This is a genomic window from Micromonospora sp. SD19, assembly GCF_054462275.1.
The window spans coordinates 897,743-919,161 of record NZ_JBTLMN010000001.1; the positions used below are offsets into that span (position 1 = coordinate 897,743).

The 21,419-nt window shown below is 69.6% G+C and carries 20 protein-coding genes; 14 read left to right on the forward strand and 6 right to left on the reverse strand.

What is annotated here, in order from left to right; all coding sequences use genetic code 11:
• Positions 1-8 precede the first annotated feature (8 nt).
• Positions 9-932 (reverse strand): DMT family transporter, encoded by a 924-nt coding sequence (locus ACX27O_RS04145; protein ID WP_309140689.1) that lies wholly within the window; start codon positions 930-932, stop codon positions 9-11.
• A gap of 28 nt (positions 933-960) precedes the next feature.
• Between ACX27O_RS04145 and ACX27O_RS04150 the strand changes: the two genes are divergently transcribed.
• The gene (locus ACX27O_RS04150) at positions 961-2,355 is read left to right on the forward strand and encodes an aminotransferase-like domain-containing protein (protein WP_458938966.1); all 1,395 of its coding nucleotides are present in this window, start codon (positions 961-963) and stop codon (positions 2,353-2,355) included.
• 207 nt (positions 2,356-2,562) lie between these two features.
• Positions 2,563-3,948 carry a glycoside hydrolase family 6 protein gene (locus ACX27O_RS04155; protein ID WP_210857538.1) on the forward strand — a complete coding sequence of 462 codons (1,386 nt, stop codon included), beginning with the start codon at positions 2,563-2,565 and terminating at the stop codon, positions 3,946-3,948.
• An 86-nt stretch (positions 3,949-4,034) separates the two neighbouring features.
• On the opposite strand, the gene ACX27O_RS04160 is transcribed toward ACX27O_RS04155, so the two are convergent.
• From ACX27O_RS04160 to ACX27O_RS04180, 5 genes are all read right to left on the reverse strand, one after another.
• A complete protein-coding gene (locus ACX27O_RS04160; RefSeq protein ID WP_030329343.1) occupies positions 4,035-5,027 on the reverse strand; it encodes an NAD-dependent epimerase/dehydratase family protein in 993 nt (330 codons plus the stop codon).
• A gap of 51 nt (positions 5,028-5,078) precedes the next feature.
• Positions 5,079-5,792, reverse strand: coding sequence for a PIG-L deacetylase family protein (locus ACX27O_RS04165; RefSeq protein ID WP_030329342.1), 714 nt, complete (start codon positions 5,790-5,792; stop codon positions 5,079-5,081).
• A gap of 49 nt (positions 5,793-5,841) precedes the next feature.
• A complete protein-coding gene (locus ACX27O_RS04170) occupies positions 5,842-7,101 on the reverse strand; it encodes a nucleotide sugar dehydrogenase (protein WP_036410874.1) in 1,260 nt (419 codons plus the stop codon).
• A gap of 678 nt (positions 7,102-7,779) precedes the next feature.
• Positions 7,780-8,643, reverse strand: coding sequence for a glycosyltransferase (locus ACX27O_RS04175; RefSeq protein ID WP_036410872.1), 864 nt, complete (start codon positions 8,641-8,643; stop codon positions 7,780-7,782).
• Complete coding sequence (locus tag ACX27O_RS04180; protein WP_051708204.1) at positions 8,582-9,802, reverse strand: MFS transporter; 1,221 nt, start codon at positions 9,800-9,802, stop codon at positions 8,582-8,584. Before ACX27O_RS04180 ends, ACX27O_RS04175 begins: the two co-directional genes overlap by 62 nt.
• Before the next feature lie 545 nt (positions 9,803-10,347).
• Between ACX27O_RS04180 and ACX27O_RS04185 the strand changes: the two genes are divergently transcribed.
• From ACX27O_RS04185 to ACX27O_RS04240, 12 genes are read left to right on the forward strand one after another with little or no spacing between them, the layout of a single operon-like run.
• Positions 10,348-11,052 (forward strand): 2OG-Fe dioxygenase family protein, encoded by a 705-nt coding sequence (locus tag ACX27O_RS04185; protein ID WP_030329333.1) that lies wholly within the window; start codon positions 10,348-10,350, stop codon positions 11,050-11,052.
• Between the two features lie 17 nt (positions 11,053-11,069).
• On the forward strand, positions 11,070-11,255 hold the full coding sequence (locus ACX27O_RS04190) for a hypothetical protein (protein WP_030329330.1): 186 nt from the start codon (positions 11,070-11,072) through the stop codon (positions 11,253-11,255).
• Complete coding sequence (locus tag ACX27O_RS04195) at positions 11,248-12,126, forward strand: ATP-grasp domain-containing protein (RefSeq protein ID WP_307857895.1); 879 nt, start codon at positions 11,248-11,250, stop codon at positions 12,124-12,126. Before ACX27O_RS04190 ends, ACX27O_RS04195 begins: the two co-directional genes overlap by 8 nt.
• The gene (gene argC / locus ACX27O_RS04200) at positions 12,123-13,151 is read left to right on the forward strand and encodes an N-acetyl-gamma-glutamyl-phosphate reductase (protein ID WP_458938967.1); all 1,029 of its coding nucleotides are present in this window, start codon (positions 12,123-12,125) and stop codon (positions 13,149-13,151) included. The genes ACX27O_RS04195 and argC overlap by 4 nt, the downstream gene beginning before the upstream one ends.
• Complete coding sequence (locus ACX27O_RS04205) at positions 13,142-14,989, forward strand: M20/M25/M40 family metallo-hydrolase (protein ID WP_247676287.1); 1,848 nt, start codon at positions 13,142-13,144, stop codon at positions 14,987-14,989. The genes argC and ACX27O_RS04205 overlap by 10 nt, the downstream gene beginning before the upstream one ends.
• A complete protein-coding gene (locus ACX27O_RS04210) occupies positions 14,989-15,762 on the forward strand; it encodes a 1-deoxy-D-xylulose-5-phosphate synthase N-terminal domain-containing protein (RefSeq protein WP_030329321.1) in 774 nt (257 codons plus the stop codon). Before ACX27O_RS04205 ends, ACX27O_RS04210 begins: the two co-directional genes overlap by 1 nt.
• The gene (locus ACX27O_RS04215) at positions 15,762-16,667 is read left to right on the forward strand and encodes a transketolase family protein (protein ID WP_030329319.1); all 906 of its coding nucleotides are present in this window, start codon (positions 15,762-15,764) and stop codon (positions 16,665-16,667) included. The genes ACX27O_RS04210 and ACX27O_RS04215 overlap by 1 nt, the downstream gene beginning before the upstream one ends.
• On the forward strand, positions 16,667-17,548 hold the full coding sequence (locus ACX27O_RS04220; protein WP_458938968.1) for a family 3 encapsulin nanocompartment shell protein: 882 nt from the start codon (positions 16,667-16,669) through the stop codon (positions 17,546-17,548). The genes ACX27O_RS04215 and ACX27O_RS04220 overlap by 1 nt, the downstream gene beginning before the upstream one ends.
• Positions 17,545-18,447 carry a sulfotransferase gene (locus ACX27O_RS04225; RefSeq protein WP_210858227.1) on the forward strand — a complete coding sequence of 301 codons (903 nt, stop codon included), beginning with the start codon at positions 17,545-17,547 and terminating at the stop codon, positions 18,445-18,447. Before ACX27O_RS04220 ends, ACX27O_RS04225 begins: the two co-directional genes overlap by 4 nt.
• On the forward strand, positions 18,447-19,229 hold the full coding sequence (locus ACX27O_RS04230) for an SDR family oxidoreductase (protein WP_458938969.1): 783 nt from the start codon (positions 18,447-18,449) through the stop codon (positions 19,227-19,229). Before ACX27O_RS04225 ends, ACX27O_RS04230 begins: the two co-directional genes overlap by 1 nt.
• A complete protein-coding gene (gene cysD / locus ACX27O_RS04235) occupies positions 19,226-20,116 on the forward strand; it encodes a sulfate adenylyltransferase subunit CysD (protein WP_210858228.1) in 891 nt (296 codons plus the stop codon). The genes ACX27O_RS04230 and cysD overlap by 4 nt, the downstream gene beginning before the upstream one ends.
• Before the next feature lie 2 nt (positions 20,117-20,118).
• On the forward strand, positions 20,119-21,360 hold the full coding sequence (locus ACX27O_RS04240) for a sulfate adenylyltransferase subunit 1 (protein WP_030329308.1): 1,242 nt from the start codon (positions 20,119-20,121) through the stop codon (positions 21,358-21,360).
• Positions 21,361-21,419 lie beyond the last annotated feature (59 nt).

Genomic DNA, 21,419 nt, shown 5'->3' on the forward strand with positions numbered 1-21,419 from the left:
CGTGACGGTCAGCGACCGGGCTGTGTCGCCGACGCGGGCACTGTCACCTGGGTGCTGGCCCGGGTTCGCTGGATCAGCACGACGCAGGCCAGCACCACCACCGCCGCCGCGATCGAGGCGGGTGTGACGGTCTCGTCGAGCAGCAGCGCCGACCAGATCAGGGTCAGTACGGGCTGGGCCAGCTGAATCTGGCCGACCTTGGCGATGCCACCCCGGGCGAGGCCCGCGTACCAGGCGAAGAAGCCGAGGAACATCGAGACGACGGTGAGGTAACCGAACGCCGACCAGACGACGGCGTCCGCCTGTGGGGGACGGGCGACGGCCGCCACGGCCGTGATGGGCACCGTGGCAGGCAGGGAGAGCAGCAACGCCCAGCAGATCGTCCGGGCCCCGCCGAGCTCGCGGGCGAGCGCGCCGCCCTCGGCGTACCCGAGGCCGCAGAGCACGACCGCTGCCAGCAGGAACAGGTCGGCGAGGGAGAGGGCGCCGTGCACCGCGCCGCTGGCGGCGAGGAACGTGAGCACCGACAGCAGTCCAGCGACAGTGGCGATCCAGAACAACGGGGGCGGGCGCTCGTTCGACCGCAGCACCGCGAAGACGGCCGTCATGGCGGGCAGCACCGTGATGACCACCGCGCCGTGCGCGGAGGTCTGCGTGGTGAGCGCGAGCGACGTGAACAGTGGAAAGCCGACGACGACACCGAGCGCGACGATCGAGAGCCGCTGCCACTGGCCCCGGGTGGGTCGCGGCGCTCTGGTGAACCGCAGGTACGCGTACGCCAGCAGCGCCGCGCCGACCGCCCGGCCGAAGGCGACGAACCACGGGTCGAGATCCTGCACCGCGAGGCGGGTGGCCGGCAGCGACATGCTGAAGGCGAGCACCCCCAGTGCGCCGAGGGCGAGGCCGGCGCCGCGTCCCGCTGTTATCGTCACCGGGGCAGTAGCGCTACTCTGTACCGTCATGGGCAACGGTAACGCTGTTGATTCTGTTGTTCAAGATCTGCGGAGCCTGGTGGACGCGGCGGCAGCAGGCACGCGCCTGCCCTCGGTACGCGAGCTGACCGCCCGCCACCACGCCTCCCCGGTGACGGTGGCAGCGGCGATCCGGCAGCTCGTTGCGGAGGGCCTGATCGAGACCCGATCGGGCCGGGGCACCTTTGTGGCCGGTCGGCCAGCCCAGCGGAGCGCGCCCGACCTGTCGTGGCAGACGGTGGCGCTCGGCCCCCGCCGGCCGGGCGAGGAGGAGATGCAGGCGTTACTCGCGTTACCGCCCGCAGGTGCGATTCCGCTGTCCGGTGGTTATCTGGAGCCGAATCTTCAGCCCGCCGGCCCGCTCGGCGCGGCGTTGGCCCGCGCGGCCCGGCAGCCGTCCTCCTGGGAGCGCGGGCCGGCCGAGGGGCGCGAGGATCTGCGCGCCTGGTTCGCCCGCGAGGCCGGCACGGGGCTGCGCCCCGACGACATGGTGATCTGCCCCGGCGGGCAGGCCGCACTGTCGTCGACGCTGCGCGCGCTGACCACGCCCGGCGACACCCTGCTCGTGGAGTCCCCGACCTACCTGGGCGCGCTGGCCGCCGCCCGCGCGGCGGGCCTGCGACTGGTGCCCGTGCCCGCCGACGTCGATGGCGTACGGCCCGACCAGCTCGCCGTCGCGTTTGCCCGTACCGGCGCCCGGCTGTTCTACTGCCAGCCGCTCTACGCCAACCCGCACGGCGCGACGCTCGCCGTCCAGCGCCGAGCGGCGGTCGCGGCCGAGGTTCGCGCCGCCGGGGCGTTCCTGATCGAGGACGACTACGCCCGCGACCTGGCCATCGACGGCGACCCGCCGCCGCCACTGGCCGCCGACGACCCGGACGGGCACGTCATCTACCTGCGCTCGCTGACCAAATCCGCCGCACCCGGCCTCCGGGTCGCCGCGATCGGTGCGCGCGGTCCGGCTGGCACCCGACTGCGGGCTGCCCGGCTGCTCGACGACTTCTTCGTCGCCGGGCCGCTGCAACAGGCCACGTTGGAGTTCGTCACCGCACCTGCCTGGGCCCGGCATCGTCGTAACCTGCGAAACGAGCTGCGCTCCCGGCGCGAGGCGCTGCTGTCCGCGCTGGCGCGGCACGTGCCGTCGCTGACCCCGCAGGGCGTTCCGCGCGGTGGGCTGCACCTGTGGGTCCGGCTTCCCGACGGCACTGACGACGTGGCGTTGTCCGCCGCCGCTGCCGCCGCGGGCGTCATCGTCTTCCCCGGCCGGCCCTGGTACGCAGCCGAGGCTCCAGCGCCCCACCTGCGCCTCACGTACGCGGCTGCCCCGGCGGAGTTGATGGACGAAGCGGTCCGCCGACTCGCTGTCGCACTCGGCCGGTCATAGCGCTCGCCCCGACCTCGCACTGACCACTGCCTGGATGTCCGGCGACAGCCGCGTCGCGTTGAGCCGCATGAGCCTTTGACCTACAAACGCGGGCAATTGCCCCATCGACGGGCGTCCACGTCTTGGCAGCGGCGCGCGCCTCCGCTACCGTCCTGGGAACGCTCCCATGAACTTAGACACATCTATGTGATCTGGAGGCAACACGACGTGGCCATCCTCTCCTCGCTCCGCCGCAGATCGGCGGCCATCGGTGTGGCGGCCGTCGCGGGCGCCACCGCTGTCGGCGTCTGCCTCGCCGTCAGCAGCGCATCCGCCGGCACACTGTCCGGGTCGCTCTACCGCGACCCGAGCTCGGCCGTCGTCCGCTGGGTCGCCGCCAACCCCGGTGACTCGCGTGCCGCCGTCATCCGCGACAAGATCGCGAGTCAGCCGCAGGCGCGCTGGTTCGCCAACTTCAACCCCTCGACGGTGCAGTCCGAGGTCTCCGGGTTCATCGGCGCCGCCAACGCGGCGCAGCAGATCCCGGTGCTGGCGGTCTACGAGATCACCAACCGGGACTGCGGCGGGGCCAGCGCCGGTGGGGCGCCGGACCTCAACCAGTACCAGACGTGGGTGTCCAACTTCGCCAGGGGACTCGGCAACCAGACCGTCATCATCATCCTGGAAACCGACTCGCTCGCCCTGCTGACCTGCCTGAACACCAACGAGATCAACGCGCGCAACCAGGCGATCTCGACGGCCACCCGCACCATCAAGTCGGGCAACCCCAACGCCAAGGTGTACCTCGACGGCGGCCACTCCACCTGGAACAGCGCCGGTGAGACGGCCAACCGGCTCCGGGCGGCCGGCGTGCAGTACGCCGACGGCTTCTTCACCAACGTGTCGAACTACAACTCCACCTCCAACGAGGCGAACTTCGGCCGGGCGGTCATCTCCTCCCTCAACGGCATGGGGATCTCGGGCAAGCGCCAGGTCATCGACACCAGCCGTAACGGGGGCGCCAGCGGGGACTGGTGCGGCGACGACAACACCGACCGGCGCATCGGTCAGTACCCGACGACCAACACCGGCGACAACAACATCGACGCGTACCTCTGGGTGAAGCCGCCGGGTGAGGCGGACGGCTGCCGCTTCACTGCCGGTTCGTTCCAGCCCGATCTGGCCTTCAGCCTGGCCAACGGCGCGCCGAACCCGCCGACCACCACCCCGCCCACCACGACGCCGCCGACCACCACGCCGCCGACCACGACCCCGCCGACCACGCCGCCGGTCACCCCGCCGAATACGACGCCGCCGGCCGGTGACGGCTGCTACGCATCGGTGGCGATCAACCAGTGGGCCGAGGGCTTCACCGCGAGCGTGACGGTCACCGCCGGCAAGTCGGACATCAACGGCTGGACCGTGACCATCGTGCTGCCCGGCGGCGCCGGAGTCACCGGCACCTGGAACGCCCAGGCCAGCGGCTCCAGCGGCACTGTCGAGTTCACCAACGTGAGCTACAACGGCCGGGTCGCCGGCCGGCAGTCGACCAACTTCGGCTTCCAGGGCACCGGCACCGGCCCGGGTGTGCTGGCGGAGTGTGTGACCGCCTGACCCGATCCGATGTCACGGCCCGGCGCGGAGGACACTCTCCGCGCCGGGCCGGTCCCTGCCGTGGCGACGCGACCGGGAGTCCGGAGTTACGGGGCGGCCAGCAGCGACTCGCGTTCGCCTGCGCGCTGCATGTCGGTGACGACTGACCGCACGATGTCGTCGAGGTCGTAGCGGGCGGTGTAGCCGATGAGTTCGTGGGCCAGTGACAGATCCGGCATGCGGCGGGCCATGTCCTCGAAGCCGCTACCGTAGGCGACCTCGTACGGCACCGTCTGGATGTCGCTGGTCGAGCCGGTGAAATCCTTGATCTTCTCGGCCAGTCCGCGGATGGAGACCTCCTCACGCCCGCCGAGGTTCACCGCCCTACCGTGCGCCGCCGGGGTCTGCAGCAGCTTGACGATCGCGGGCACCACGTCGTAGACCGACCCGAAGCACCGGCGCTGCGTGCCGTCGCCGTACACGGTGATCGGTTCGTGGTTGAGCGCCTGCGTGACGAACCGCGGCAGGACCATGCCGTACCGGCCGGTCTGCCGCGGTCCGACGACGTTGAACAGTCGGTAACTCACGCAGGGGGTGCCCGTCTCGGACGCGCGGATGTGCGCCACCAACTCGTCGAGACCCTTGGCCGCCGCGTACGACCACCGGCTGAGCAGCGGGGACCCCAGGATCCGGTCGGCGTCCTCGCGGAGCCCGTCGGCGTCGTTCTTGCCGTACACCTCGCTGGTCGACGTGACGCCGAACGGCACGCCGTGCGTGACCGCCGCCTCGACGACGTTCTCCGTGCCGTACAGGTTGACCCGCAGTGAGTGCAGGGGACTGTCGACGATGGTTCGCACGCCGACGGCGGCGGCGAGATGGAAGACCAGATCCTTGCCGCGGACGCACTCGTTCACCAGGTCCCGGTCGAGGATCGACCCCTCGACCAGGCGTACGGTGCCGGCGTCCAGGCAACTGGCGAGGTTTGCCACCGAACCAGTGGACAGCTCGTCGAGCACTGTGACGTCGTGTTCTTGCTCAACCAGGAATTCACAGAGGTGGGAGCCGATGAATCCGGCGCCCCCGGTGACAAGAATTCGCATTGCTCGCTTCCTTTCGGCAGCAGGTGGGGTGCGGGTGTCGGGCGCGGACGGTCAGGCCAGGCACCGCATGATGTGGTACGCCTCGGCCAGCGGTACGCCGGCCTGCATGCCGCGCAGGACCGCGAGGCTGCGGAGGGTTTCTTCGGACCGTGTATGTGGATGCTCGTGAATCTGGGTGGCGTACTGCCGCATCGCTTCGAGCTTGCTGCCGAGGTCTTCCTCGGTGAGCTCGACCAGGAGGTTGGGCATGGGAACCGAATCGGTTCGCCACTGATCCGCCGCCTCCTCGTAGGCCAGCACGAAGTCGGGGTGATGGCGTAGCCGGTTGTTGGACGGCCGCGTCGCGGTGTGGGCCGCCTCAGCCACGGCCTGGTGGTCCTGGTTGTAGCTCGAACGGTGCGGAGCGATCAACATCGTGGGCCGCAGCCTGGCGATGGCGAGCGGGCTCTCCTGCTCCACCATGTTGGCGAGTTCGAGTCGGGGAAGCTGGTCGAGCCGGAGGTGGTACTCGTCGCCCGGAAAGGCCATGTGCCAGCCGTCCCACTGTTGGTGGTCGGCGACCCGCTTGATCTCGTCGTTGCGGTCCTCCGGGCTGGTAGAGACCGACGAGGACTGGTCGGTGGTGTTGCCGACCGTGAGGAACTGGACGAAGACCTCGGCGCCTGCGGACTTCGCCTTGTGGATCAATCCGCCACAGCCGAGAACCTCGTCGTCGGGGTGCGGCGAAAGGATGAGAATGCGCTGCTGCGACCAGCTGAACGTCATCGTGGGTGTCCGTTTCCGTGAGTCATCCGAAGGTCTTCTGGAGCGCGGCTCAGAGTCGTTCGACGTTGTCGTAGCGCCCCATGCGGCCGCTCGTGTCGAGCACCAGCCGGGAGCGCCGGGCAATGGCCGCGAGGTCGAACGCCGAGTGCGGCTGCAGCAGCACGACGGCGTCGCAGTCGTGGACCGCGTACAGGGGTGCCTCGACCGGAGTGATGCTCACGCCGTCGACGGTCCAGTTCCGTACGTAGGGATCGGCGAAACACAACTCGGCGCCGAGGCTGAGCAGCTCACGGGCCAGTGGCAGGGCCGGGGTCTCGCGGTCGTCGGCGATGTCCGGCTTGTACGTCACACCCAGCAGCATCACGCGCGCGCCGTTGACCGACTTCCGCTCCCGGTTGAGCGCCCGCTGCAGGCGGCTGGCGACGTACTTCGGCATCCGCCCGTTGATCTCGTCAGCCGTCTCGGCCAGCCGGAAGGTGTAGCCGAGCTTGCGGACGGTGTGCGACAGGTAGGAGGGGTCGACCGGGATGCAGTGGCCGCCGACTCCCGGCCCGGGGAGGAACTTGTGGAAGCCGAAAGGCTTGGTGGCAGCGGCCTCGATGGTCTCCCACAGGTCGATGCCCAGTTCCTCGCAGAAGATCGCCATCTCGTTGACCAGGGCGATGTTCACGTTGCGATAGGTGTTCTCCAGCAGCTTCGCCATCTCGGCTTCGCGCAGGCCGGAGGTGGGCACCACCCGGGACACGAGCTTGCCGTAGAAGGTGGCCGCCTGGTCACGGCAGCTCTCGGTGAGGCCGCCGACGACCTTCGGCGTGTTCCGCAGTCCGAACTGGCCGTTGCCCGGATCGATGCGCTCGGGTGAGTACGCCAGGCTGAAGTCGCGCCCCGCCGTGAGGCCTGACTTCTCCAGGATCGGCCGGACGACCTCCTCGGTCGTGCCGGGGTACGTGGTGGACTCGAGCACGACCAGGGTGCCCGGCGTCAGGCAGGCGGCGACCATGTGTGCCGCGCTGCGCACCGCCGACAGGTCCGGCCCGTGATCGTCGCTGAGTGGCGTCGGCACGCAGACGATGATGACCGCGCTCTCGGCGAACGACGCCGGGTCCGTCGTCGCCCGGAAGCCGGCGTCGAGCATCTCGCCGAGATCGTCCTTGGAGATGTCGTCGATGTAGGATTTCCCGCTGTTCAGCATATCGACGCGATTGGCGTCGATATCCACTCCGATGACGCGCAGTCCGGCAGCGGCCGCCTCTTTCAGCAGGGGCAGACCCACATAGCCAAGACCAACAACTGCCAGATCGTACGACACGCGAGAACTCTCACCTGTTGGTTCCTCGGCTATTGAGGTTGGTGAGTAGTCCTGCTCGAACGACCGATGCGACCGGGCATCGTCCAATATCATGGAGGTAACCGACTCTTGTCCCATGACCGCCTCATTTCGACCAGACTTCTACCGTCCGCCGGTCCGCGTGCCCGCGACCGGGCCGCGTTCCGGCTGCGCCCGAGCTCCTTTCGGTGCGCCGGACCTGCCTATTGAGAGTCCGGCGGCCAAAGGGTCGACCTTCCTGGTCGATTGCCGGGTGCCAGCCCCTGGTGGACCTCGGACCATCTCGTACGCGCTTGCTGCTCGACTCGTTGGAACCAGTGACGGGAGAGCGCACAATTCGTGTCCGCTCTCCCGATAGGCTGAACGCGATCCCGCCCTTCCGCAGTTCCTTTATATTCGTAGCAGCAACGTACTCCGGCGGCGGTACCGCACTAGCGTTCTCCCGATTACTCAATAGATTCTGTGGAACTGCTCATCAGAACGGGGATTTACTACTGAGGAGATTTCCCCGAGAGTCGGCAGAAGTGCCATGGGATCCGGGCCGCGGAAGTCGCCGAACAGCGCAGCGCGCCGGCCGGTGTCGCATTGACGGTGGCCGGCGCGCAGAGGGCGCCGCGAAGGTAGGTGGCCCGTGCGGGCCGCATACCAGCTGCGATCAGGTCAGTGGGTCAGCTTCCTGCCCCGGATGACGTCGTTGATGACGAAGAAGTTGATGGTCGGGACGATGTCCAGCAGTCGCGTGATGGGGGTGTCGTACTTGCGGGCCATGTACTGGTAGTTGGCGACCGCGTCGGCGCCTTCGCCGTCCCGCGCGTGCGGCCAGTGCAGCGACACCGCGTCGCGGTTGAGGAACATGCGGGCCCCGTCGCGGTGCAGTCGGTAGCCGAGGTCGACGTCCTCGCCGCCCCAGGCGCGGAACGCGTCGTCGAACATGCCGACCCGCCGTAGCTGTTCCGTGCGCACCGAGGAGTTGAACGTCCAGTACATGAGCCAGGGTGCCGGCGCGTCGGAGAAGTCGTCGCCCTCCCGGATGAAGAAGTCCTCCCTGATGTCGGGGTGCAGGCCCTTCTCACGCCACTGCTCGATCGTGCCGTCCACATCGTTGACGTCGAGGTCGGCCAGGACCTCGTCGGCGTTCTCGTTGTTCAGGCTGTAGCCGAAGACGTACCCGCACAGGGCGATCGGTTCGCTGTAGGCCTCGTGGGTGGCGAGGTGCACGCGCAGGAGGCTGGAGTGCGCCATCACACCCGCGTCCATGAAGACGGTGATCTCGCCCTCGGCGTGGCTGATGCCGAGGTTGCGGGCCCCGGCGGCCCGGTAACCCTCGTCCTCCTGGAAGAAGTAGCGCAGGTTCATCTGGTCCATGTACTTCTTCACGACGTCCGCGGTGTCGTCCGACGATCCGTCGTCGACCACCAGCACCTCGTAGTCGTCGTGATCCAGGTCCTGGCGGACCAGGGACTCAAGGGTGAGCTGCAGAATGTCCGACCGGTTGTAGGTCGGGATTACGACGGACAGTTTCATGGCCTCTCCTCTTCTTGCGGGACATTTCGTGGAAGGCGAGCAGCGCGAACGCGGCGGCCGTCAGCAGGCCACCGAACAACGGGATGACGCGGACCCCGGCCGTCGCCAGCAGGCCCGCGCCGATGAACGAGCCGGCCGCGAGGCCGAAGTTGAACGCGACGCTGAGGCTGGCGGACGCCATGTCGGTGGTCGACGGGGCCACCTGCATGATTCGGTGCTGGATTCCCGCGATCAGCGAACTGAACGACATGCCCGCCACGGCGAGCAGAGGGATCGTCAATATCTTGCTCGAACCAACCCCGTAGAGGCCGAGCATCGCCGCGGTGATGAGCCCGAGCAGCCCCAGCACGACACCGAGTGGGAACCGGTCCAGGACCCGACCGACCGCCCACGTGCCGGCGACGCCGAACGAGCCCTGGACGAAGAGCAGCAGGCCGAGAGATGCCGCGGCGAACCCGCTCACGTCGAGGAGGAACACGGTCATGTAGGTGAACGCGCCCATGGCCCCGGTGACCGCGAGGATGGTGGCGACGAGGAGCACCACGAAACGCTGCCGGTCCGGCATCGGCCCCACGTCGCTCGCGCTCTGTTGCGGTGCGACGCTCGGCAGGAGCAGGGCGACCGCGATGCAGGTGACGAAGCCGAGGGCGGCCATCGCGACGAAGGCGGCCCGCCAGCCGGCCTGTCCGCCCAACCAGGTGCCCAGCGGTACGCCGAGGACCGGGCCGAGAGCGTTGCCTATCGACAGTCGCGCCACGATGCGGCCTCGGATGTTCTCGGGGAACATCGAGATAGCCACGGGGAACACCACCGCCCAGAAGACACCGTTGGTGATGGCGGACACCAGCCGGGCGGCGAGCAGCACCTCGTACGAGGTGGCGAGGGCTGACACCGCCGTCGCCGCGGCGAACACGCCGAGGGCGCCGGCGAGCAGCGGCCGTCGGGGTACTCGTCGAGTGACCCGGGTCAGCGGAAGCGCCACGATCATGACCACCACCGCGTACCCGGTCACCAGCAGACCGGTCTCCGACCTGGAGCGTCCCAGGTCCGGCGCGATCAGCGTGAGCAGACCGATCGGAAGCACTTCGGTGGTGACGTAACAGAAAGTGGCGGCGGACAACGCGGTGAGGGCATAGACCGCGCGTCGTTGGTGCACCATGGCTACCTCCCAATTCCTGGACAAGGTGTAGCAAGAAGTCGCCACGCAAGCGGTACACAACAGACACTCGTTCGTCTCGACGGCGCTACTCAACCGCAGGTCCGCTTGCGTGATACCGGCTAACCGGGTTTTGAAGGTAGCATATCTGGACCGCCATCCCTCGCCATGTCCACACTAGAGATGTTTGCGCACGTCAGCCTCGTGTCGGAGTGGCGCGGGCGATGCGGGGAAGCCGGCCGAGCTACTACCGCTAGGCGATTGACGGGAAGCTTTGCAGGTCTGACCGGGTCCGAGCGCAGGGTGCGGCGACGGGGGCCTCGCGGGCGGGCGTCAGTGAACAGTGCGGGCGAGGTCGGCCAGCACAACGGTCGTTGTGCCGCCCGCCGGCTCGCGACTCCGCCAGCGGCAGCTCGACGCACAACGGCGTGGGTGGCGGCTCAAACGGGTTCTGGGTGCCATTTACCGAGGTCTTGAGTGGAGCTCAGTCGGGTGCAGAGTACCGCCCCGCGAGTACGTTCATTCCTGGATAAGAAGGGAGGCACGCAATGCCTATCAACAATTTCGCCCTGCTCCGCGCGCAGGACATCGTGAAGAACGGGTGGGCCCACGAGCAACTACCCGTTTCCGTCAGTGACGGGTGGTATGAATTCGCGAAATTATGGGAGGACCTTCCAATCGACCCGTACGTCCAACCGAGCCACCGGACACGCCGATACCGCCGGTTGGGGCGGCTGCTGGGACGCGCCGGAGGTGCCCTGGAAACGCTGCCCGCCCAGCCGTTCTACCAGGCGACGGACGTGAACCGGGTCTACGGTGGGCAGGCCAGGCAGTTCGCGCCGATCACGCCGGAGGCGTACGAGAACGCGAACTTCCAAGCCGTCATCACACACGACCTGGGCTTTGTCAGCCGTGCCAGCGGAATTGACAGCGACTGGTTGATAACCGTCCACATGATCCGTGTGACGGCCGGCAGTGAAGGCACTTCGGCGCCCGCCCCGGAGGGGCGGCACAGCGACGGCCACGACTATGTGGCCATCCATCTGGTCGGCCGGCAGAATTGCGCCGGTGGCATCAGCCGTGTCTTCCGCAAGGGTGAGAGCGAGCCGTTGTTCGAGCACGCGATGGTGAATCCTATGGAAACCATTCTGCTCGACGATCGCGCAATGGAACACGAAGTTACCCCGATCGGACCCGAGGGTGCGACAGTCGCGACCCGCGACATGATGATCATCGATTTCGAGCGAGCCTAGTCTTCCGGAGGGATCCCATGTCCAATCTGACCACCGCACCGGTCTGCCTGGAGTGCGACACCGAGGTCGTCGTGTCGACCGAGGCGGAGCTGGGCGACATCCTGTCGTGCCGCGGCTGCGGCCAGGAACACGAGGTAGTCGAGGTCACGCCCGCGATCCGGCTCGACCGCGCACCGGAGATCGAGGAGGACTGGGGTGAGTGAGACGGCCGATGTGCTGGTCTCCGTGACCATGGTGCGCCCGGAGGAGCGGCTGCTCCTGGGGGCGCTCCGGGCGACCGGGCTGACCGCGCAGTCGGCGCTGCCCCGCCATACCGCCGCCATACTCAACAACGCCGCGCCGCGGCCCCGGATGGTGCTGCTGCGCAACGTGTCCCACCGGGAACTGGCCTCGATGGCGGCCCGGTTCGAGCACGCCGACATCGAGACGCTGAACACACCGCACGCGGTGCGGCTGTGTCTCGCCAAGGATCTCCAGGCGATCGCCTTCGCCAACCACGACGTCCCGCACCCGACGACGCACGTCGCGTTCACCGTCGAGCAGGTTCGTGGCTACGTCGACGAGCTCGGCGGGGACGCTGTCGTCAAGCCGATCAGCGGCTCGTGGGGACGCGGGATTGTCCGCATCACCGACGAGGCGCAGTTCGACGCCTGGGCCGGCGGCCGGGAGGCGTTGGACCCGGCCGGCAAGGAGTTCCCCGTCGTGGTGCAGCAGTACGTGCCCAAGCCCGGCTTCAACGAGCGGGTGCACGTGGTGGGGGACCGTCCGATCGTGGCGTACCGCCAGGTGGGCGCCGGTCTGCGCACCAACACCCACCAGGGCGGCGCCGTGGAGCCCATCCCGATCTCGGACCGCGCCCGCGAACTGTGCGCCCGGGTCGTGGCGTGCTTCGGCCCCGGGTTCTACGGCGTCGACCTGGCCGAGTCCAGGGAGACCGGCGAGATGTACGTGCTGGAGGTCAACACCAACCCGGACTTCGCCCAGTCCTCGAAGATCCACGGCGTCGACATCGCCGGCCACGTCGCCGCGTACGTGCGGGACGCGGTGTTCGCACGGGCGGGGGTGGCGGCGTGAGCGAGCACATCAGCGCCGCCGTCCTCGGCGGCAGCGGGTTCATCGGAGCCGAGCTGATCCGGCTGCTGGCCGCCCACCCCCAGGTGGTGCCGACGTTCGTGTCCTCGGCCCGGCACGCCGGTCAGCGCGTCGGGCAGGTCGTGCCGGGGTTGCGCAACACGTCGATCGGCGGGCACCACATGCGCAAGCTCGACGAGATGCCGGACGTGGACGTCGCGTTCGCCTGCCTGCCCAACGGCGTACTGCCGTCAGTGCTCGACGACGTGGCCAACCGCGCCAAGGTCGTGATCAACCTGGCCGGCGATTACCGGCTGCGCCAGACGGACCAGGTCGAGCGCCACTATCCCGCGTCGGCTGGCGGCTGGCGCCAGCCCATCCCCTACTACATCCCGGAGTTCGCGCCTACCCCGACAGAACCGGTGCTCAACCTGTCGGGCTGTATGGCGGCGGCCACCATCTACGCGCTCTACCCGCTGTTCAAGGCGGACCTGGCGGCGGAGGACGTGGTGGTGGACGCCAAGTCGGGGTCGAGCGGCAGCGGCACCGGCAGTGTGGAGCATCCGGCCGTACGCGACGGGAACGTCCGGGTGCACAAGCTGCACGGTCACCGGCACTCCCCCGAGGTGCGCCAGGCCCTCACCGACCTGACCGGTCGGGCTCCGGACCTGCAGTTCTCCACCTTCAGCCTGCCGGTCGCGCGCGGCGTCATGGTCTCGGCGTACGGGCGGCTGAAGCCCGGTGCGGGGGAGAGCGACGTGCGCCGGGCGTTCGCCCGGGCGTACGCCGACGCGCCCTTCGTGCGGGTGGCGGCCGGGCGGTCCCCGATGGGGATGCCGATGCTCAAGACGGTCGTGGGCGCCAACGTCGCCGAGGTCGCGGCGGTGGTGTCCGGTGACCGCTGGGTGGTGGTGTCCGCCCTGGACAACCTCATCAAGGGCGGCGCCGGCCAGGCGGTGCAGGCGATGAACCGAATCCACGGAATGGACGAACGGCTAGGACTCCCGGAGGCCGGCGGATGGCCGTGATGAATAACGAGGCGTTGGCGGGGATCTTCCCCTACCGGCCGCTGTACGTGGTCAAGGTGGGCAGTTCGAGCCTGCGGCACGCCTCCGTCTACGACGACCTGGCCGCGCTGAGCGCGGGCGGTGCCCGACTGTTGCTGGTCGCCGGCGGCGCGGCCGACATCGCTGACTACTACGCCGGTATCGAGCGCCCGATGCGGATGCTGCGACTGGCCTCCGGCGACGAGGTGCGGTACTGCCCGCCCGACGAGATGCCGCACATCGTCGCCGCGTACGAACAGCTGACCCTCCCCCGGATCCGGGAGAACCTGGGCCAGCGTGAGTTGACGGTTTACGCCGCGACGGCCACGCCGGAGGGGCTGGTCACGGGCACCCCGAACCGGCCGCTGCGGGTGGTCGAGGGTGACCGGCAGCGGCTGGTCCGCGACCACCGCGCCGGCGCGGTCTCCGCGGTGGACGTGGCGCGGCTGCTGTCCCTCCTGGACACCTTCGACGTGGTCTGCGTGTCACCGCCGGTGACCGCGAGCGACGGCGGCGCGCCGATCAACGTCGATGCCGACGTGCTCGCCGCCGAGGTGGCGAACGCGCTCGACGCCGATCACCTGCGCCTGGTGACCGGCACCCCGGGCCTGCTCGCCGACCCGTCCGACCGCACCAGCACCCTGCCGCACCTGTGCAGTGGTGAGGGAATGACGTACGCGAGCGGACGGATGCGGCAGAAGGTCCGGGCGGCGGAGCTGGCCCTGAAGGGGACCGCTGACGTCGCCATCACCGGCCCGCACACCGCAAACACCCACGGCGGTACCCGGTTCTGGCGGGCCGCCGCACCGGAGCCGGACCTGGACCTGCTGACCCGCATGGTGGAGATCTCCTCGGTCTCCGGCGGCGAACGGGAACTGGCGCTGTACCTGCTGAAGTGGCTGACCGAGAAGGGCGTGCACGCGGTCATCGACCCAGCCGGCAACCTGGTCGCCACGCGCGGCAGCGGGCCACGCCGGCTGCTGATGCTCGGCCACCTGGACACCGTCCCCTACCGCTGGCCGGTGGCCTGGGACGGTGCCGCGCTGACCGGCCGGGGCTGCGTGGACGCCAAGGCCAGCCTGGCCGTGTTCCTGCAGACGCTCGTGGAGTTCGAACCACCCGAGGGTGTCACGGTGCGGGTGGTCGGCACCGTGGAGGAGGAGCGGACGGCGTCCGGTTCGCTCTACGCGCGTGACCACTACCCGGCGGACGCGGTCATCATCGGCGAGCCCAGCGGCGCCGGTGCGGTGACCATCGGCTACCACGGCGTCTGCAAGGTGCGGATGGATGTCGCCCGGACCACCGGTCACACGGCGGGCAAGGAACGGCGGACCGCCGCCAGTTCCCTCGTCGACCTCATCGGCGAGGTCGAGGCCGAGGTCGGCAAGTGCAGTCCGGAAGCGTTGTTCGCGGTGCTCGATCTGGCCTCGGGCGGCTCCGGTGGCACGCAGACCGCCTCGGCGGTGCTGGATGTCCGGGTCCCGCCGGGAACCGAACTGGACAGCATGCTGTCCGTCTTCGAGGACGGTGAGCTGCTGCTCGCCACGCCGCCGGTGAGCACACCCCGGACCGATCCGCTGGTACGGGCGTTCACCCGGGCGCTGCGCGCGGCGACCGGTGACGCTCCACGGCTGCTCGCGAAGAAGGGGAGCAGCGACATGAACACGCTCGCCACCAGGTGGCGCGGCGTTCCGATGGTGGCGTACGGGCCGGGAGATGCTCACCTGGACCACACGCCCGACGAGCGGCTGTCAGCCGACGAGTACCGGCGGGCGCGGACGGTGTTGTCCGCCGCCGTACGGGATTGGTGTGTGCGGTGATGGACGAGATCGATCTGCTTCGGGAGCAGGCCAGCCGGGCTCGCCGGCTGGTGGTCGACATGGCGGCCAGCGGGGTCGGGTGTCACCTCGGCGGCAGCCTTTCGGTGGTGGACATCCTGGTCGCCGCGTATGCCGTCGCCCGGTCCGAGCCGGGCACGGAGGTCGTCCTCAGCAAGGGCCACGCGGCGGCCGCCCTCTACGCGGTGCTGCACGAGGTCGGCGTCATCGAGGAGAACCCGGCACCCCGGTACGGCCGCGCCGGGTCGCCCTACACCGGACATCCCGGCCCGAAGGTGCCCGGCGTCCGGTTCCCCACCGGCAGTCTCGGCCACGGGCTCGCGTACGCGGTCGGCTGGGCCCTCTCCCGACGGTTGCTGAACCGGCCGGGCGGGGCCATCGCGGTGGTCGGTGACGGCGAGTTGCAGGAGGGCCTGGTCTGGGAGGCGCTACAGGTGGCCCAGGCCAAGCGGGTCGGCGGGCTCACCGTGGTGGTGGACCTCAACGGTGGCCAGAACGACGGGTACGTCTCCGACATCTCGCCGCTGACCGACCTGCCGGCCCGGCTGGCCGCGTTCGGGTTCGAGGTGGCCGAGGTCGACGGGCACGACATCGAGAAGTTGGTGCGGACGATGGCGCCGACCGACCGGCCGCTCGCGGTGCTGGCCACCACGGTGAAGGGCAAGGGCGTGCCGGCCACCGAGGGCAAGGCCGGCTCGCACTACGTGAAGATCAGTCCCGCGCGGGCGCGGCAGTGGAAGGCGGCGATCCGGTGATGACGGCCACGGTGTCCGCGCGGGAGGCGTACCGGCTCGAGCTGACCGAGCTGGCCGCGGACGACCCGCGCATTGTGTGCCTGGAGGCGGATCTCGGCGGCCCCAAGCACTGTTTCCAGGACCGGTTTCCCGACCGGTTCCTGAACCTCGGTATCGCCGAAGCGTCCGCGGTGGACATCGCGGTGGGCCTCGCCTCCGCCGGGCTGCGGCCGTTCGTCAGCACGTTCGCCACGTTCGCGGCGTTCCGCGCGGGGGAGAGTGTCAAGCTCGGCCTCGGGTACCTCGGTGCCCCCGTGGTCCTGGTCAGCCCGTACGGCGGGGTGTCCGGCGCGTGGTTCGGGCCGACCCACCACTGCCTGGAGGACCTCGCGGTGATGCAGAGCCTGCCGGGTGTGCGGATCGCCGTACCCGCCGGTGAGGCCGAGACCCGCGAGGCGATCCGGGCCGCCGCCGACGGCGACTGGCCGTGCTACGTGCGGCTGGGCCGCAACGAGGTGTTCGACGCGTCGTTCGCCCCGGCCGGTCGGGGCGCTGTCACCTGGTTGAACCCGATGGGTGGTGACACCTGCGTCGTATCCATCGGGGAGAAGCCGACGGCACTGTGCCAGGCCGCCACCGAGCAGCAGCCGGACCTCGGCCACGCGCACCTGTGCTGGGTGGACGAGGAGAGCCTGACGCTCGCCCTGCCGCAGCTGGCCGACGCGCGACGGCTGGTCGTCGTCGAGGAGCACCGCGCCGCCGGCAGCGTGGCCTCCACCCTCGCGCTGCTGCTGCCCGACCGCGAGGTGCTGAGTGTGAACGCCGGCGCCGACTGGCCGGCCGAGGGCGGCAACCACGACGAGACACTCGCCGCGTTGGGGCTCACGACATCCGCGGTTCTCAGCGCTGTTCTGAAGGGGAAATGATGACCACCACGATGCAACCCAGCGCCAGCGCGCTGGAAGTGACCCGACAGACGCTTGCGGACCCCACGCTCGCCCGACGCAGCCCGGGTGAGGAATTCGCCATGTCGGTTGCCCGGGTGCAGAACGGCGACGACGTGGTGGTGCCGATCCGGGCACACCTGACCGCCTCGTTCCCGCTGTTCAAGAGCCGCCCGCGCTACACCGTGCGGCACCTGTTGAAGGTGGCCTCGGTCTCCGATCAGACGCTCGCCTACGTACGCGAGGCTCCGAAGAGCGAGTACGCGAACGCGGGCACGGCGTACGCCAGCACCCCGGAGGCCACCTTCGAGCCCACCGTCGAGTACGCCGAGCTGACCGAGCTGAGCGTGTCCGTGCCCCTGCCCGCCGACCTGCGGCACGAGCCCGCGTTGCTCGCCGCGTTCATCGACTACCGGGTGCTGGTCCGGATGGGCGTGGTGGAGAACCAGGCCCTGCTGCACGGCACCGCCGACGGTCGGATCGCGGGGCTGCTCAAGCTGCCCGAGATGCGCAGGTCGACCATTGGCGGCGACCTCGGTGCGGCGTTGACCGCCGCGGCGGGGGCGGTCGAGGAGACCGGTGGTTCCTGCGACGGCATCGTCGTGCACCCCGCCCACTACTGGGACCTGGTCCGCGACGGGCTGCTCGGCCGACTCGCCGAGGCCGGAATCAAGGTCTCGCGTACCCGGATGATGCCGCGCGGTCAGGCGCTGCTCGGGGATTTCCGGGCCGCCGTGACGCTGCTCGACCCCAGCCGGTCGTCGCTGACGCTGCTCGGCGACGTCGTGGAGGCCCGCACCTCCGTGGGCCTGGCCGTGCACCTGCCCCAGCACTTCCTCCTGTTGACGGACGGTCAGCGATGAAGGTCATCTACATCACCGGCTGGCTGCGCAGCGGCAGCACCATCCTCGGCAACGTCCTCAACGAGTTGCCCGGCGTGCTGCACGCGGGCGAACTGCACTACCTGTGGAAGAACGGCCTGCTGGACAGCGGCACGAACTCGCTGTGCGGGTGCGGCGAGCAGATCCGGCAGTGCACGCTGTGGTCGTCGGTGATCGCCACGTTCGGCAACGCCGAGCCCACCAAGCTCGCCCGCCAGATGATGTCGTCGCAGCAGGCCGGCCTGCGGACCCGGCACACCCGCGCCCGCCTGGCCAGCACGCCCCCGCACGTCACCCAGGTCCTGGACCGCACCGTCGCCGTCTACCGGGAGCTGGCGCGGCGGGGCGCGGAGCGGGCGGTGGTGGACAGCTCCAAGTACCCGGCCGAGGCGGCCGCCCTGCTGCGACGCTCCGATGTGGACGTGCGGGTGCTGCACATCGTCCGTGACCCGCGGGCCACCACCTACTCGTACCAGCGCGGCAAGCGGTACATCGAGCCGATGAGCCCGGCCCAGAGCACGGCGAACTGGGTGGGCTTCAACGTGGCCTCCGAGTACGTCGGCCGGGCCGCGGCGGGCCGCTATCTCCGAATCCGACACGAGGACCTGACCCGGCAGCCCCGTGAGGTGCTGGCCGATGTGCTGCGTTTCGCGGGGCTCGACGACGAGCCACCGGTGACCGAGGAGGGCAAGGTGACCCTCGGCACCAACCACACGGTCACCGGCAACCCGGATCGGCTCGGTCAGGGCACCGTGTTGATCCGGCCGGACGACCGTTGGCGTACGGAGCTGCCGGCGCTGCCCACCGCCACGACCACGGCGCTCGCCCTGCCCCTGCTACGCCGCTACGGGTATCCGACGCTGGCGCGAAAGGTGGCGTGATGGATCTCGGACTGTCCGGGCGGACGGCGTTGGTGGCCGCCGCCAGCAGCGGCCTCGGGCTGGCGGTCGCTCGCGCGTTGGCGGCCGAGGGCGCGAACGTGTCCATCGCGGCCCGCGACCCGGAGCGACTGGCCGCGGCGCACAAGCTGGTCGACGAGGCCGGTCCTGGGCGGGTGCTCTCCGTCGAGGTGGACGTCCGTGACGACGCGGACGTGACGCGCTGGGTGAACCAGACGGCCGAGGAGTTCGGCGCGCTGCACGTCGTGGTCACCAACTCGCCCGGCGTGCCGCACGGCCAGGCCGACACGTTCACAGTGGACGACTATCGGCAGGGCGTCGAGGGGTCGTTGCTGCCCCACATCTCGATCACGTTGGCGGCCCTGCCGCACCTGCGCCGGGCCGGTTGGGGACGGATCCTGCTGATCACCTCGGAGGCCGTACGTCAACCGCTGCCCGGCACCGCGATGTCCGCGACCGCCCGGTTGGGCGTGCTCGGCTTCGCCAAGGGTGTGGTCCACGCGGTCGGCGCCAGCGGCATCACGGTGAACGTGCTGGCCCCCGGCGTACATCAGACGCCGGCCTTCGACGGGTTCGTGGCGGCGCGGTCCGCCATCGACGGCGAGGCCGCGCTCAAGGAGATCATCGCCGAGGTGCCGCTCGGCCGGGTCGGGCAGCCGGCGGACTTCGGTGCGCTCGCCGCCTTCCTCGCCAGCGAGCAGGCGGGCTTCGTGACCGGCACGGTGCTGCTGGTCGACGGCGGAAACACGCGAGGTGTCACATGAGTCTGGAAATGCTGGAAGCAGAGTCGATCCACATCATCCGCGAGGTGGCCTCCGAGTTCGAGCGGCCTGCGCTGCTCTTCTCCGGCGGCAAGGACTCGATCGTCATGCTCCGCCTGGCGGAGAAGGCGTTCCGGCCGGCGCCGATGCCGTTCGCGTTGGTCCACGTCGACACCGGGCACAACTTCCCGGAGGTCCTCGACTACCGCGACAAGCGCGTCGCCGAGCTGGGCGTGCGGCTGGTCGTGGCCTCGGTGCAGGACTCGATCGACTCCGGGCGGGTGGTCGAGCCGACCGGACGCCGGGCCAGCCGCAACCGGTTGCAGACCACCACGCTGCTGGACATCATCGCCGAGCACCGCTTTGACGTGGCGTTCGGCGGAGCCCGACGCGACGAGGAGAAGGCCCGGGCCAAGGAGCGCATCTTCTCCTTCCGCGACGAGATCGGCCAGTGGGACCCGAGAAACCAGCGCCCGGAGCTGTGGAACCTGTTCAACACCCGCATCCGGCCGGGCGAGCACATCCGGGTCTTCCCGCTGTCCAACTGGACGGAACTCGACGTCTGGCGCTACATCGCCCGCGACGAGCTCGACGTGCCGCCGATCTATTTCGCGCACCGGCGGCGGGTGTTCGAGCGGGACGGCATGCTGCTGGCGGAGAACCCGTACCAAGCGCCGGACCCCACTGAGGTGGTGTCCGAGGAGACCGTGCGGTACCGGACGGTCGGTGACATGACCTGCACGGGGGCGGTCCTCTCCGGCGCGCGGACGGTCGCCGACATCATCCAGGAGGTGGCGACCACCAGGATCACCGAACGCGGCGCGACCCGGGCGGACGACCGGACCAGCGAGGCCGCCATGGAGGACCGCAAGCGGGAAGGGTACTTCTGATCATGGACATCCTCCGGTTCGCCACCGCCGGCTCGGTGGACGACGGCAAGAGCACACTCATCGGACGGCTGCTCTACGACTCCAAGTCCACCTTCACCGACCGGCTCGCCGCGGTCGAGGACGTCAGCCGTCGGCGTGGCGACGAGTACACCAACCTCGCACTGCTGATGGACGGCCTGCGGGCGGAACGTGAGCAGGGCATCACCATCGACGTGGCGTACGGCTACTTCGCCACGCCCAAGCGCAAGTTCATCCTCGCCGACACCCCCGGCCACGCCCAGTACACCCGGAACATGGTGACCGGCGCCTCCACGGCGGACCTGGCCATCGTCCTGGTGGACGCCACGAAGGGCATGGTCGAGCAGAGCCGGCGTCACACGTTCCTGCTCGGCCTGCTCGGCGTGCCGCACCTGGTGGTCTGCGTCAACAAGATGGATCTGGTCGGGTACGACCAGGGCGTGTTCGACAGTATCCGGGCGGAGTTCTCGGCGTTCACCACGAGGATGGCCACGCGGGACGTCACCTTCGTGCCGATCAGCGCGCTGCACGGGGACAACGTGGTGAGTCGCTCGACCGAGATGCCCTGGTACGAAGGCACCTCGCTGCTGCATCACCTGGAGAACGTGCACATCGCCTCGGACCGCAACCTGGTCGACGTCCGCTTCCCGGTGCAGTACGTGATCCGCCCGCAGTCCAGTGCCTGCCCCGACTACCGCGGTTACGCCGGTCAGGTCGCCGGCGGGGTGCTGCGCCCCGGTGACGAGGTCATGCACCTGCCCTCCGGGCTGACCACCCGGGTCGCCGCCATTGACGGTCCGGACGGGCCGGTCGATGAGGCCACGCCGCCGATGTCGGTGGTGCTGCGGCTCGCCGACGACCTGGACGTGTCCCGTGGGGACATGATCTGCCGGCCGCACAACGCGCCGGCCGTGGTCCAGGACATCGACGCCATGGTGGTCTGGATGAACGAACGGGCGCTCCGGCCGCCGGCTCGGCTGCTGCTCAAGCACACCACCCGGACCGTGCGCGCGGTCATCCGGGATCTGCAGTACCGGCTCGACGTCAACACACTGCGGCGCGATCCCGATCCCACCGAGTTGCGGTGCAACGAGATCAGCCGGCTCCAGCTGCGGGTGACCCAGCCGCTGTTGTGTGACCCGTACTCCCGCAATCGGCTCACCGGCTCCTTCATCCTCATCGACGAGGAAACGAATCACACGGTGGGCGCCGGCGTCATCAACTGACGCCCGACACATCGTCCGAGCCCGCGGCCGTCCCCACCAGGAAACCTCTGGTGGGGACG

Excerpts from the sequence above, each read along its gene's own strand:
- ACX27O_RS04220 (WP_458938968.1), top strand. The coding sequence starts at position 16,667 with ATGACCACCACGATGCAACCCAGCGCCAGCGCGCTGGAAGTGACCCGA.
- ACX27O_RS04165 (WP_030329342.1), bottom strand. The coding sequence starts at position 5,792 with ATGACGTTCAGCTGGTCGCAGCAGCGCATTCTCATCCTTTCGCCGCAC.
- ACX27O_RS04175 (WP_036410872.1), bottom strand. The coding sequence starts at position 8,643 with ATGAAACTGTCCGTCGTAATCCCGACCTACAACCGGTCGGACATTCTG.
- ACX27O_RS04180 (WP_051708204.1), bottom strand. The coding sequence starts at position 9,802 with ATGGTGCACCAACGACGCGCGGTCTATGCCCTCACCGCGTTGTCCGCC.
- ACX27O_RS04185 (WP_030329333.1), top strand. The coding sequence starts at position 10,348 with ATGCCTATCAACAATTTCGCCCTGCTCCGCGCGCAGGACATCGTGAAG.
- ACX27O_RS04160 (WP_030329343.1), bottom strand. The coding sequence starts at position 5,027 with ATGCGAATTCTTGTCACCGGGGGCGCCGGATTCATCGGCTCCCACCTC.
- ACX27O_RS04225 (WP_210858227.1), top strand. The coding sequence starts at position 17,545 with ATGAAGGTCATCTACATCACCGGCTGGCTGCGCAGCGGCAGCACCATC.
- ACX27O_RS04205 (WP_247676287.1), top strand. The coding sequence starts at position 13,142 with ATGGCCGTGATGAATAACGAGGCGTTGGCGGGGATCTTCCCCTACCGG.
- ACX27O_RS04240 (WP_030329308.1), top strand. The coding sequence starts at position 20,119 with ATGGACATCCTCCGGTTCGCCACCGCCGGCTCGGTGGACGACGGCAAG.
- ACX27O_RS04215 (WP_030329319.1), top strand. The coding sequence starts at position 15,762 with ATGACGGCCACGGTGTCCGCGCGGGAGGCGTACCGGCTCGAGCTGACC.
- cysD (WP_210858228.1), top strand. The coding sequence starts at position 19,226 with ATGAGTCTGGAAATGCTGGAAGCAGAGTCGATCCACATCATCCGCGAG.
- ACX27O_RS04150 (WP_458938966.1), top strand. The coding sequence starts at position 961 with ATGGGCAACGGTAACGCTGTTGATTCTGTTGTTCAAGATCTGCGGAGC.
- ACX27O_RS04190 (WP_030329330.1), top strand. The coding sequence starts at position 11,070 with ATGTCCAATCTGACCACCGCACCGGTCTGCCTGGAGTGCGACACCGAG.
- ACX27O_RS04210 (WP_030329321.1), top strand. The coding sequence starts at position 14,989 with ATGGACGAGATCGATCTGCTTCGGGAGCAGGCCAGCCGGGCTCGCCGG.
- ACX27O_RS04230 (WP_458938969.1), top strand. The coding sequence starts at position 18,447 with ATGGATCTCGGACTGTCCGGGCGGACGGCGTTGGTGGCCGCCGCCAGC.